Origin of the sequence: Panacibacter microcysteis, from assembly GCF_015831355.1 — a bacterium.
GTDB classification, from domain to species: Bacteria; Bacteroidota; Bacteroidia; order Chitinophagales; family Chitinophagaceae; genus Panacibacter; species Panacibacter microcysteis.
Window position 1 is genome coordinate 2,359,413 of record NZ_JADWYR010000001.1, and the last position, 12,422, is coordinate 2,371,834.

The 12,422-nt window shown below is 43.0% G+C and carries 14 protein-coding genes; 4 read left to right on the forward strand and 10 right to left on the reverse strand.

Features of this window, described 5'->3' with window-relative positions; all coding sequences use genetic code 11:
- Positions 1-244: 244 nt before the first annotated feature.
- Positions 245-1,003 carry an NUDIX hydrolase gene (locus I5907_RS09545; RefSeq protein ID WP_196990482.1) on the reverse strand — a complete coding sequence of 253 codons (759 nt, stop codon included), beginning with the start codon at positions 1,001-1,003 and terminating at the stop codon, positions 245-247.
- 213 nt (positions 1,004-1,216) lie between these two features.
- On the opposite strand from I5907_RS09545, the gene ruvC reads away from it, so the two are divergent.
- Both ruvC and I5907_RS09555 read left to right on the forward strand, forming a co-directional pair.
- Positions 1,217-1,786, forward strand: coding sequence for a crossover junction endodeoxyribonuclease RuvC (gene ruvC, locus I5907_RS09550; protein ID WP_196990483.1), 570 nt, complete (start codon positions 1,217-1,219; stop codon positions 1,784-1,786).
- Between the two features lie 4 nt (positions 1,787-1,790).
- Positions 1,791-2,285, forward strand: a complete 495-nt coding sequence (locus I5907_RS09555) for a hypothetical protein (protein WP_196990484.1) — start codon at positions 1,791-1,793, stop codon at positions 2,283-2,285.
- Here I5907_RS09555 and I5907_RS09560 read toward each other — a convergent pair.
- Together I5907_RS09560 and greA are read right to left on the reverse strand one after the other, a co-directional pair.
- Positions 2,278-2,667: an HIT family protein gene (locus tag I5907_RS09560; RefSeq protein ID WP_196990485.1), complete on the reverse strand. Its 390-nt coding sequence runs from the start codon at positions 2,665-2,667 to the stop codon at positions 2,278-2,280. The two genes, I5907_RS09555 and I5907_RS09560, sit on opposite strands and share 8 nt — an antisense overlap.
- 131 nt (positions 2,668-2,798) lie before the next feature.
- A complete protein-coding gene (gene greA, locus I5907_RS09565; RefSeq protein ID WP_196990486.1) occupies positions 2,799-3,272 on the reverse strand; it encodes a transcription elongation factor GreA in 474 nt (157 codons plus the stop codon).
- 258 nt (positions 3,273-3,530) lie between these two features.
- Between greA and I5907_RS09570 the strand changes: the two genes are divergently transcribed.
- Positions 3,531-4,367: a CvfB family protein gene (locus tag I5907_RS09570; RefSeq protein ID WP_196990487.1), complete on the forward strand. Its 837-nt coding sequence runs from the start codon at positions 3,531-3,533 to the stop codon at positions 4,365-4,367.
- Positions 4,368-4,369: 2 nt separating this feature from the next.
- On the opposite strand, the gene I5907_RS09575 is transcribed toward I5907_RS09570, so the two are convergent.
- From I5907_RS09575 to I5907_RS09605, 7 genes are all read right to left on the reverse strand, one after another.
- Entirely contained in the window at positions 4,370-4,579 is a 210-nt protein-coding gene (locus I5907_RS09575) for a hypothetical protein (protein ID WP_196990488.1), read from the reverse strand.
- Positions 4,580-4,820: 241 nt separating this feature from the next.
- A complete protein-coding gene (gene rnr / locus I5907_RS09580; protein ID WP_196990489.1) occupies positions 4,821-6,866 on the reverse strand; it encodes a ribonuclease R in 2,046 nt (681 codons plus the stop codon).
- Between the two features lie 233 nt (positions 6,867-7,099).
- Positions 7,100-8,188, reverse strand: a complete 1,089-nt coding sequence (gene lpxK / locus I5907_RS09585; protein WP_196990490.1) for a tetraacyldisaccharide 4'-kinase — start codon at positions 8,186-8,188, stop codon at positions 7,100-7,102.
- Positions 8,178-8,747: a 5-formyltetrahydrofolate cyclo-ligase gene (locus tag I5907_RS09590; protein ID WP_196990491.1), complete on the reverse strand. Its 570-nt coding sequence runs from the start codon at positions 8,745-8,747 to the stop codon at positions 8,178-8,180. The genes lpxK and I5907_RS09590 overlap by 11 nt, the downstream gene beginning before the upstream one ends.
- A complete protein-coding gene (gene bioD, locus I5907_RS09595) occupies positions 8,744-9,388 on the reverse strand; it encodes a dethiobiotin synthase (RefSeq protein ID WP_196990492.1) in 645 nt (214 codons plus the stop codon). Before bioD ends, I5907_RS09590 begins: the two co-directional genes overlap by 4 nt.
- Positions 9,389-9,399: 11 nt before the next feature.
- On the reverse strand, positions 9,400-9,942 hold the full coding sequence (locus I5907_RS09600; protein WP_196990493.1) for an RsmD family RNA methyltransferase: 543 nt from the start codon (positions 9,940-9,942) through the stop codon (positions 9,400-9,402).
- Positions 9,939-10,760, reverse strand: coding sequence for a DUF3822 family protein (locus I5907_RS09605; RefSeq protein WP_196990494.1), 822 nt, complete (start codon positions 10,758-10,760; stop codon positions 9,939-9,941). Before I5907_RS09605 ends, I5907_RS09600 begins: the two co-directional genes overlap by 4 nt.
- Before the next feature lie 300 nt (positions 10,761-11,060).
- Here I5907_RS09605 and I5907_RS09610 point away from each other — a divergent pair, with 300 nt between their 5' ends.
- A complete protein-coding gene (locus tag I5907_RS09610; RefSeq protein ID WP_196990495.1) occupies positions 11,061-12,419 on the forward strand; it encodes an MATE family efflux transporter in 1,359 nt (452 codons plus the stop codon).
- The last annotated feature ends 3 nt before the right edge of the window (positions 12,420-12,422 follow it).

The window sequence follows — 12,422 nt, forward strand, 5'->3', positions numbered from 1 at the left end:
CAAATATGTGTATTTTTTACACAACAGAAAAAATTTTTTAAAAATTCCTGCTTAAACAATGGCCGTAGAAAATAAGGCGAAAAATACTGTTTGCCGGGGCAGGTTATAGAACATTACTGGTTAGCCTTTTTAGAGGCAGGTATATCAGATGCGGGGCAGCACTTGTTTAACAAAGAGCAGAACGCTGAAGAGTGCGACGCAACAAAAGCCACATAGTAGCAATACTGCCGGGCTCATAAAAAAATTAACCGAAATCGATGCCGCTCCATTTTTTCTTGGTGTGTTTGTACTTCTGAAAGTCAAACTGGTAAAGCTTTCCGGGGCGGTGTGGTACATCGTCTTCAAACTCGCCGGTGTCTATGAGGAAGTCCATGGCAAAGAATTTCTTCCGGAAATTGCGGCGGTCCATTTTTATGTCGAGAATGGCTTCGTAGAGGTTTTGAAGTTCTCTGAGAGAAAATTTTTCGGGTAAAAGATTAAAGCCAAGCGGGTGTTCCTGTATTCTTTTTTGCAGCCAGCAGTAGCATTCGTTCATAATTTCTTTATGGTCAAATGCCATGTCCATCTCCTGTATGGTTTTTACGGCGTGCCAGTGCAGTTCATTATCCATTTTGCTAAGCTGGTGGTGCTCAATATTGAGCAGTGAGCAGTACGCAACGGTAAGCACGCGGCCACCGGGGTGCCGGTTTGGCCGGCTAAAGGTTTTTACCTGGGCCAGGTACACATCATCCATACCTGTTCTTTCTTTAAGTACGCGGTAGGCGGCGTCATCCAGCAGTTCATTGTCGGCAGCAAAATCGCCCAGCAGCGACCATTTGTCTTTAAAAATTTCAAGATCGCTACGTATCAGCAATACTTTCAGTTCATTTTCATCAAAGCCAAAAATTACACAGTCAACGGTAATTGGAACACGCGGGTAAGATTCCACCAGTTTTTTTGCGTCGTTTATAAGCCCCTCATTTTTTAGCCGGAATTCAGATTGAGCAGTAGCTTCTTGTTTCATGTTGGCAAATTTCGAAAAGACAGTCAGTTGTTGGCAAATCTAAAACTTCCCGAAAATAAAACTATTTTTTAATTGTGTATAAGTGACGCTTTGAAACCGGCTGCAGATCGCTGTTCAGCTTTGGTTGTGTCACTCACTGCATCATTCTGTTCTTTGTGCGGCTGCAGCGATCATTGCACTGTTTTCTGGTTATCGTCTTATCTTCACGCCTGTATGACGGCCACAAAAAACAATATTATTCTTGGTATAGACCCCGGATCACTGGTAATGGGCTATGCTATCATAGATGTAAACGGCAGCCATATACGGGTGCTTACCATGGATGTGCTTAAACTGGCCGCCGTGGCAGATATTTATGAGCGGCTGGAGATGATCCATACCAAAGTAAACCTGCTCATCAGCCAATACAAGCCGCATACGTTTGCCATTGAAGCACCATTCTTTGGTAAAAATGTACAAAGTATGCTTAAACTAGGCAGGGCACAGGGAGTGGCTATTGCAGCAGCTATGCAGGGTAAAATTGGTGTTACAGAATACTCGCCCAAAAAGGTGAAGCAATCAATAACAGGCAATGGAAATGCTGCTAAAGAACAGGTGTGGAAGATGCTGCAGCAAACACTTGGGCTTGAAGAAAAGCCGCAATACTTCGATGCCACAGACGCACTGGCTGTAGCCTTGTGCCACCATTATCAAACATCTTCGCCCATTGGTAAAATGAGTAAAGGATTTAAAGGATGGGAAGAATTTGTTGTAAAAAACCAGGACAGGATTCTTAAAAAATAAACCGATGACATACCCACTCTTAAAGAAAATAAGAATACTTGTTGTATTCTTTATCATTGCGCTTGCAATAAGCGGCATTACCGCCTTCCCGGTTTATACAGAACTCACTTTTTTAAAACAACAGGGCTTTATAAATACTGATCATGTATTGGGTGCATGGCTGGATAAAGTATATAACGGTGTTGCAGACACTTATAAAAAATATCCTTTTTTGTTTTATGGCTACGACTGGCTGGCATTTGCCCACCTGATGATTGCAGCTTTATTTTATGGTGTGTATAGAGATCCTGTGCGCAACAAGTTTATCATGGGCTGGGGTATGTTTTGCTGTGTTTGCATTATACCGCTTGCCTTTATTTGTGGAACCATCCGAAGTATACCCTTATATCATATACTTATCGATTGCAGCTTTGGAGTGTTCGGTATTATACCCTTACTTGTTTGCCGTAAATACATTCTTCAACTGGAAGCGCTGCAAAACGCTGCCAATGTTACATAGCAGCAAGTATCTGCTGTTGCACTTCCACTAATTCTTCCGCGCTTAGCTGTAGTTTTTTCCGGGTAAAGTTCAGGTCGTCTGAAGAATTGATTGGCAGCAGGTGCATGTGTGCATGCGGCACTTCAAGGCCTATAACTTCTATACCGCAGCGGTCGCACGGGAAAGCTTTCTCAATAGCCTTGGCAATTGGTTTGGCAAATATGAGCAGCTCACTTAAATAATCATCCGGCAAATCAAAAAATTTGTCGATCTCCAGTTTTGGAATAACCAGCACATGGCCTTTAACCGTGGGAAAAATATCGAGGAAGGCATAGAATTTATCGTTCCCGGCAATTTTGTAAGAGGGAATTTCCCCGGCTATTATTTTTGAAAAGATGGTCATATAACGCTGTTTTGTGTGTGCAGATTTAGTGATTATTGCTGATAAAGAAATAGCCTGCAGCAAAATATTTTGAACAAACAAAAAGCCCTCAATTTTCATTGAAGGCTTTTATACAAAGAGGTAAATATTTGTTACACCGTAATATCTTCTATTTTAAATTTTATAAGACCGGTAGGTGCCTTTACTTCAGCAATTTCGCCTTTTGTTTTTCCCAGCAGGCCCTGGCCTATGGGAGAACCAACGGAAATTTTGCCGGCTTTAAGATCTGCTTCTTTTTCACCAACAATCTGGTATGTAACCGTCTTTTTGGTGGCCACATTGGTAATGGTAACTTTTGTAAGAATGGAAACCTTGCTTGTATCCACACTGCTGGCATCTACAATGCGTGCAATGGCAAGCTGGCTTTCGAGCAGCTTCATCTTGGCTTCGAGTATTCCCTGCGCTTCTTTGGCGGCATCGTATTCAGCATTTTCTTTAAGGTCCCCTTTTTCTCTTGCTTCAGCTATGGCTCTGGAGGCCGCAGGCCTGTCTACGGTTTTCATGCGGTGAAGCTCCTCTTTCATATTCTCATAAGCCTCTTTGGATACATACATTACGTCACTCATAAAATTGAGGTTTGCGTTAGATAAAAAAAATACAACGCCACATATTTTGTACGTAGCGTTGCAGAATATCAAAAATACAAAAATCCATATACAAAGACAAGTATTAAAAATAATCTGCCTGCACTACTTTTTCGTGTTTTGAGGCTGTCGGTATAAGTACACTTTTTTGCCCGGCAAAACTTGTATTAGAATATTCCCACAAGTAAATTTCCTTTTGCAGTTTATTGTTTTTTACTTTTGACCCCTTACTTAATACGCATGATAGAAGTTGGAGTTTATAATACACTGAAAGTTTCCCGCAAGGTTGAGTTTGGGTTTTATCTTGATGATGGTAAGGAAGGTATATTATTACCAAAAAGATTTGCGCCTGCAGACCTTCGTACCGGGGATGAAATCAAAGTATTTATTTACCATGATTCTGATAACCGGCTGGTAGCAACCACCCAGGAACCCAAAGGTATTGTAGGCGATGTTGTAAAGCTGAAATGCGTAAGCACCACAGAGCATGGGGCATTTCTCGACTGGGGTTTAATGAAGGACATTTTTGTACCAAAATCCCAGCAGCTTGCACGTATGCAGAAAGGCGGTGAGTACCTGGTGAAAATTTACATAGATGCGCAAACCGGCAGGGTGGCCGCAACCGAAAAAGTAGAACGGCAGATAAGTAATGAAGAGCTAACTGTTGCAGAAGCGGAGGAAGTTGACCTTTACGTGCAACGTAAAAGTGATCTTGGCTTTGTAATGATCATCAATGGTAAACACACAGGCCTGTTGCATGCTAACGAAGTGTACAGGGATGTGCATGTAGGTGACCGACTGAAAGGGTTTGTGAAAACCATAAGACCAGATAATAAAATAGACATTGTTCTGGACAAGCCAGGCTATAGCAAAGTAGAAGGAGAGGCAGAAAAAATTCTGCGCCTCCTGAAAGAAAATAATGGCTTTCTGCCTTACCACGATAAAAGTGAACCCGAAGATATTTATCGTTTTTTTGCGATGAGCAAAAAAACTTTTAAAATGACGCTTGGGGCTTTGTATAAGCAAAAACGCATCAGTATAGATAGTGAAGGAATTTCACTGATTACCGCCGTGTAATCTTAATCTTTTGTACTGTCTACCACTACCGTACCATTACTTACGCCGTTAGGTTGCATCATGGTATCACCCATTGATTTGCCTGAATCTGTAACGGTTGCACCCGGAGAAGTGGTGGCTGGTTCTGTTTCTGTTCCTTTGTTTTCGTTTGCGCCATTACCACATGCGCTTAAAAGTATGGTGGTAAAAACAGCGATTGATAGTGCTTTCATGGTTATGTTTTATTAATGCAAACAATTATGCTGCCAAACACACTGTACGGCGTAAAACCATGAGCGTTATGCATAATTATAATGCTACTAAAACCAGCAAGTCTGCGAAACGAAAAAATACGCCAGGCCGGGGTGGTCTGGCGGGAATATTGCCTGATCGCTGCAGCTGCCACATGAATGGAACGCACAAGTGAGTGACACAACAGGCGATGCCATAAAAACAAATGCCTGTAACCAAATGCTATTTTTCTTTCTTTGGTTTCTTTACTGCGCCTTTTCCTTTTTCCTTTTTGATTTTGGGTTTCTGGCTTTTCTCTGCTGTTGTTTCATCTGCCTCAGGTTTTAAGATCCACTCATAGTCGAGCTGGCGTTTGTCGAGGTTGGCTGCAACCACGCGTATAAACACTTTGTCGCCCATTCTGAAAGAGCGCCCGCTTCTGCGACCCACCAAGGCATAATCAGATTCAATGTGCCTGAAATCATCATAATCGCTGAGGCTTGCAAGGCTTACCAGCCCTTCGCATTTGTGTGCAACAGTCTCTACCCAAAAGCCAAAAGAAGATACGCCACTTACCACACCTTCGAATGTCTGGCCAAGGTGCTCTTTCATGTATTCAACCTGTTTGTACTTGTTGGCTGCACGTTCGCACTCCATGGCTGCACGCTCACGCTCGCTGCAGTGTTTGCATTTCTCTTCCATCTTTTTATCGATGGCGGGCTCCTGCTGCAAACAGGATTGCAGCACACGATGCACCAGCACATCAGGGTAACGGCGTATAGGAGATGTAAAATGACAGTAATCTTCGAAGCCGAGGCCATAGTGGCCAATGTTTTCCGTAGCATAGGATGCTTTGGCCATTGTGCGTATACCAAGCTGTTCCAGTACATGCTGTTCGGGTTTGCCATTTACATCGGCCAGCATGGCATTAAAGCTTTCGGCTATGCGTTCAGGAGAACTGATGTCGAACTTATGCCCGTATTTTTTAGCAAATTCAATAAATGGCAGCAGTTTCTGCTCATCAGGTGTATCGTGCACGCGGTAAGGAAACGGCACAGGTTTTTTATTTACTTTGATCTTGCCAATGTATTCTGCCACTGTTCTGTTGGCTAGCAGCATAAACTCTTCAATAAGCTGGTGCGCCTCTTTGCTTTCTTTGATGACTATACCTATCGGCTTGCCTTTTTCATCGAGTTTGAAACGCACTTCCTGCGAGGAGAAATTGATGGCACCTTTATCGAACCGTACTTTGCGCAGGCTGCGTGCCATGCGGTTGAGCAATACTATTTCTTCGCTGTATTTACCTTCTCCTTTTTCAATGATTTCCTGCACATCTTCGTAGGTAAAACGATGGTCTGAATGTATGGCCGTTCTGCCGATCCACTGGCTTTTTACTTTGCCATTTGCATCCATGGTAAAGACGGCAGAGAAGGTTAATTTGTCTTCATTGGGGCGTAATGAACACAACTCATTCGATATTCTTTCCGGCAGCATTGGGTTTACACGATCGGGCAGGTAAACAGATGTTGCACGTTTGTATGCTTCTTCATCCAGCGCTGTTCCTGTCTCCACGTAGTGGCTTACGTCTGCTATGTGTACACCCACTTCATAAAGACCGGTTTTTAGCATGCGTATAGACAATGCATCGTCAAAATCTTTGGCATCTGCCGGGTCTATGGTAAAGGTTAATACATCCCGAAAATCTTTGCGCCGGCCAATTTCGCTTTCGCTGATGACATCCGGCAAGCGTTCACTTTCTTCTGTTACATCATCACTAAAAGACAATGGAAAACCGCCTTCGGTAAGTATTTCCTTCATAGCCATATCATTGGCATCTTCCGGTTTCATAATGCTTACCACTTCACCCACCGGGTTTTTATCGGCACTTTCCCACTGCAGCATGCGCACCACCACTTTGTCTTTGTTCCGGGCACCTCTTACATTGCTTAGCGGAATAAATATATCGGGCATTGGTTTGTCACTGTCGGCCACAAAAAATGCATAGTTGGTAGCCAGTTGCAGTGTGCCTACAAATTCTGTTTGCTTACGCGATACAATCTCGGTAATGCGTCCTTCGCGCCGCCCATTCAGCGGGTTCATTTTAGTAACCTTTACACGTACAGTGTCTCCGTGAAGCGCGTTGTTGAAGCTGCCGGGGCGTACAAGTACATCACCGGTGCCGTCGCTGATAACTACGTAACCAATGCCGGATCTTGTTATTTCAAGGTTGCCTTTCAATGCCTGTGCATCATTGGTTTTGTGGTGTTTGCTTTTGTTTTTCTTAGCCATAATCATTTGTTTTTTGGGCCAGGGGTCCTGCTCTTGATGAAGCTTTTCTTGCGTCGCACTCTTGTACTGCAGTACATGTATGAGCTAACGAAGCGCTGGTTGCAGGCAGTATAATAATTTGTCGTTTACTTTAAAGATGAAGGTACGCGTATGTGCTGTGCTGGTCTGCCGGTAAATGGTATATGTTGTACACTACGGGCAATCATTTTCATAAAAGGCAAAGGCCTTTCGGACTAAACGGTAACTTCTTCTTTCATTTTAAAATGATGAATAAAATTCAAGACCATTTTATCAAATTCCATCCCTGCATCAAAAAGAAATTTATGACGAATCGGTAAAACATACAATTCCATTTTTTGTAGTTCGTCAATAAACTTAACCAATCTTACTGCATCTTTTTCGGTAGTAATGATCATCTTTTTTTCAGCCTGGATGTTTTCATATTTTTTACGGATGTCTTTCAGGTCATCAATTCTGAAGATGTGATGATCTGTATAATCCATCTGGTAATAAGTTGCAGCCGTATCAAAAATGTAATCTTTCAAAGGTTTCGGGTTGGCAATACCGCATACCAGCAATACCTCATCTTCATTGGTAATTTTCCTGAAGTTGTGGTGAATAATGTGGTACGGAACTCCGTACTCTATCGCAGTAAAAAAAACTTTCTGGTGTGGCAGCGGGGCTATTTCTTCCGTTATTGTCTGGCTTTCCGCAGTTGTAATATCCGCAGGGCATTTGGTAACAATAATAACGTCTGCCCTTTTGTAAGACGAGCGCTGGTCTCTCAGATCGCCTGTTGGCAAAAAGAAGTCTTTGGTAAACAAATCGCCATACGGTGTAAGCAAAATATTGAAGCCTGCTTTTACCACCCGGTGCTGAAAAGCGTCATCTAAAATAATGGCTTGGGTGTCAGGCTTATCGTGCAATAGCTGTGGTATGGCCACAATTCTTTCTTCACCCACCGCCACGGCAATATCAGGAAAATTAATATGGAACTGCATCGGCTCGTCGCCAATTTCCAGTGCAGTGGTACCATCTTTTGCAAGCACGTAGCCTTTTGTTTTTCTTTTATAGCCACGGCTTACAGTGGCTATTTTATAGTGCGGTCTCAGTAACTGGATCAGGTATTCAACCATGGGAGATTTACCTGTACCACCAACTGACAGATTACCCACACATATCAACGGAAAATTAAATTCAGATGAACGAAGTATTTTTTTATCAAACAGCAAATTGCGCAGCATTACTATTGCACCATACAGCAGCGCAAAAGGCAGCAGCAATACACGAAAAGATTTGAGAAAAATGGAGTTAAAATTCATAAATGCTCTCTGGGGTAATGCAATAATCTAAAGGTATATCAAAGTTATTCCGGTCATCGATCTGCTCCACAGGTTCAAAATAACTGATGCCTGCTTTAATTACATCCTGCCGGCATGCAGAAAGATAACGGTCATAGAACCCTTTGCCATAACCAACCCTGTAACCGTCTTTGTCACAAACCAGGAATGGTACCAGCACAAGGTCTATTGCAGCGGCATCAACGATGATACCCTCTTTTGGTTCGGTTATTCCATACTGATTGGTGTAATATACAGTATCCTCGTTTACCAGCAAGGCTGTCATCGTGTTACCGGTAAAATCAGCTTTTGGGTAAGCAATCTGCAAATCAGGCAGCATATGTCTCAGATAACCCGAAAAAAGATGCGTATTAGGTTCCTGGGTATCTGCTTTGGGCCAGTAGGTCAGCAGTACCTGCACATCTTCAAAATAGAGTTGCTGAAAATTGATGAGTAGAAGATCATCGAGTTTCAGTTTTTCTTTTGAAGGTATCGCTGCACGTTTTTCCCGGTAAATTTTTCTAAGTTCGTTCTTCGTCATAATGCTGCAAGCAAAGATGGTCGCATCTTTTTAGCTTCATCGGCAATAAAATTTTTGTCTGCCACTTTGGTGAAAGGTACTGAACCTAATCTTTTGTAACCGCTCCATTTAACAATTTCTTCTTCATAATCCATGTACTGGTCATTGAATATCCACCCGAGTACATCAATGCGGTGTTGTTGGCAAAAAGCTGCTGTAAGCAAAGAATGGTTGATGCTGCCAAGGTAATTGCGGCTTACCAATATCACTTTTGCCTGTAATCTTTTTACCAGGTCTGCCACAAACTGGTCGTCGTTTAAAGGCACCATAAGCCCGCCTGCACCCTCGGTAACCAGGGTTGTATTTGCGCTTTCTGCTGAGATCTTTTCATGGGCTGCCACAATTTCGTTAAGGTCAATGATGGTATTTTCTGCCCTTGCAGCAATGTGTGGTGAGGCAGCCAGTCGTAAGCTGTATACTTCCGGGTGTATGTTGGAGCTGTCATTGGCGATCAGCCGTTTTACCGACTGCGTATCTGTTCCATCATCAAAACCCGCCTGTACAGGTTTCCAGTAATCAGCTTCTAGTGCCTGTGCAACAATAGCTGATACAATTGTTTTACCTACACCTGTACCTATGCCCGTAATAAAAATTGTCTCCATGTAACATTTGTTTACTGTGCAGGAACAAAGAAAGAAAACAGGGTGGTACCATAATTTCTTACAAAGCTGAAGCCTGTAAAATTTTCATAACTGTTTCTGGGGGTATGCTCCAGTACAAAAAAGCCATTGTCTGCAATCAGTTTTTTTTCTGCAATGATTGCCGGAAGTTCATCAATCGCTCCCAGGGCATAGGGTGGACCTGCAAATATGAAATCAAACTGTTCATTGCAGTTTGCTAAAAAACCAAAGACATCCATTTTTAACACCTTGCAGTGTTGTATGCCAAGCATGTCAATATTCTTTTTTATGAAGGCGTGCATGGTGTTGTCTTTCTCCACAATGGTAAGGTCTGCTGCACCCCTTGAAGCAAGTTCGTAACTGATGCTGCCCGTACCGCCAAAAAGATCGAGTGTTTTGGCACCATCAAAATCGGTACGGTTTTGTAAAATATTGAACAAGCCTTCTTTGGCAATATCTGTTGTAGGTCTTGTGTATGGCATATTTGCCGGCGGGCTAATGCGCCTGCCACCATATTTTCCCGAAATGATCCTCATATATCATGTTGACAAAATGATGCAAAATAATGCAGCGGGTATTCATGAAAACTTTCAGCAGCGAAGATGGCTTTCTCCGGTACTTCAAACGTAAAGTTGCCGAGGTAAGCCTGCAGCGTATGGTACAATGAAGAAGAATCGTCTATCATGCCACTGCAGCGTACGGGTACTTCACCGGCGTTAAGGTTATAAATATCGCAGACATTCAGGATGTGGTAAAGCGCATCTTCTGGCACTTTATAAGCAAAGCGCTGTACAATCTGCAACTGTCCTTTTTTATAGGCCGACAAAATGAAATCGTTGTGATAAAAAACGATATGTATTTTATCTTCCTCGTCTTTTGGTTTTTGAATTCTTAACAGCGAATAATATTTGTGCATGTTTGCTGCAACCCGGTAATGCTTTGTGTATGCATCCCACGCATCTTCCTTGATGGCTGTAGCAACCACGCAGTCGCCAAGTGTATTTTCAATAATGCTTTTCTGGTCTACCGTGGTACCATGCATTAATTCAATTGCCGCGGCTGCTGTGCTGCGCGAATAATATTCGTTTGGTACACAAATGCCGTTGGCATAGCCCCAAATGCAATACACGGTATTAAAATGCGTGGTAAGCAACCTGGAATGTAACTGTACTTCCGCCAGCAGCTGCGCAAAAGGTTTTTCGTAGCCGGCAGCAAAACCAAAAAGCTCAAAAGCTTTAACGGTGGCCGCAGCTTTGTCTTTACACCAGCATGCAATATAATCAGCACCGGTTTCAATCACCAGATCGCTACCGGAAAGATCATCGCTGTAAATACCAAAATTTTTTTGCACCATGCCGTATGGATTAGTCTGCAATGATAGCAATTAATGTGCAAATCTTTTGGCGGGGCAAGTTGTATGCGGGTTTCTGCGGTGGGAAGAAAGTGGTTAAAAAATAGAATTTTTTCTGCGAAGCCACTGCCTTGCTGCTGCCGGGTTTACGGAACGCTGCAGCCGCCATAAAAGAGGAACCCCGAACCGAGCGTGGCAACAGGCGATGCCATATGTACCACAGCCGGTAACATAAAAATAATTATACACACCATACGTGTTTTGATGAATGCACGGCACCGTTGTACATTTGCAACCCCTTGTATGGATGCAGTTGCCACAAATAAAAACCTGAAAGTTGAAGTAAGCAACAGGCAAATTTTAAAAATTGCACTGCCTATTGCTGCATCTATTCTTGTACCACAGGTAAACTTCATCACCAACAATATTTTTCTTGGTGGCCTTGGCGAACAGCCGCTGGCAGTAGCTGGTATTACGGGCGTTTATTACCTTGTTTTTGCAGTAATGGGTTTTGGCCTCAACAACGGGTTGCAGGCACTCATTGCCAGGCGTGCAGGAGAGAACCGCCTGCACGAGATTGGTAACCTGTTTAACCACGGTATACGTATTACCATGGTTATTTCGGTCTTTAGCATATTGGTTACGTATCTGCTGGCACCCGTTATTTTCAGGTTTGCATTGCACGATGCTGTAAACATAGATATGGCAGTGCGTTTCCTGTATATAAGAATATGGGGTTTGCCGTTTTTATACCTGTACCAGATGCGCAATGCATTACTGGTTGGTACAAATCAAAGCAAATGGCTGATATGGGGCACGCTTGCTGAAACGCTTACAAACATCCTGCTCGACTATGCGCTTATCTATGGGCATTTTGGCTTGCCCGAACTGGGTTTTAATGGTGCGGCAATCGCCTCTATCATTGCAGAAGCTGCCGGCTTACTGGTCATGTTTTTTGTAATACACAAAAAAGGCGTGGCAGACGGGCTGAATATGTTTGCCAAACACTCTTTCAATCCTGCCACTATCCGCCTTATTTCCAACCAGTCGCTGCCACTCATTTTGCAGTATGTCATCAGTGTTGGAAGCTGGGAGTTTTTTTACATGCTGGTAGAACACCACGGAGACCGTGCCCTTGCTATTTCAAACACCATGCGCAATATTTTCGGTTTGTTTGGTTGCATTACCTGGGCGTTTGCAGCAGCTTCTACTACAATGGTCAGTAATATCATTGGGCAAGGTTTGCATGAGCGTGTTATAGAGCTTGTGGTAAAGATTACAAAACTGAGTGTTTCATTTGCACTGATCATTTTTTTACTGCTCAATATTGCCCCGTCTTTTCTCTTACAGGTTTATGGGCAGGGCGATGATTTTATTGCCGAAGCTGTGCCGGTTGTACGAATTGTATCTGTCGCACTTATTATGATGGCATTTGGAACCGTGTGGCTAAATGCGGTTATTGGCACCGGCAACACAAAAGTTAACCTGTTAATAGAGTTTGCCGCAATTACCATTTACAGCATGTATGCCTGGTTGATTCTTGAAAAACTTTTCCTGCCAATACAGTACGGCTGGACAGCAGAGTGGGTGTATTGGTGCTGCATGTTTACGCCTGCATTCATTTACCTGCGCAGTGGTAAATGGAAACATAAAAAAATCTGATTT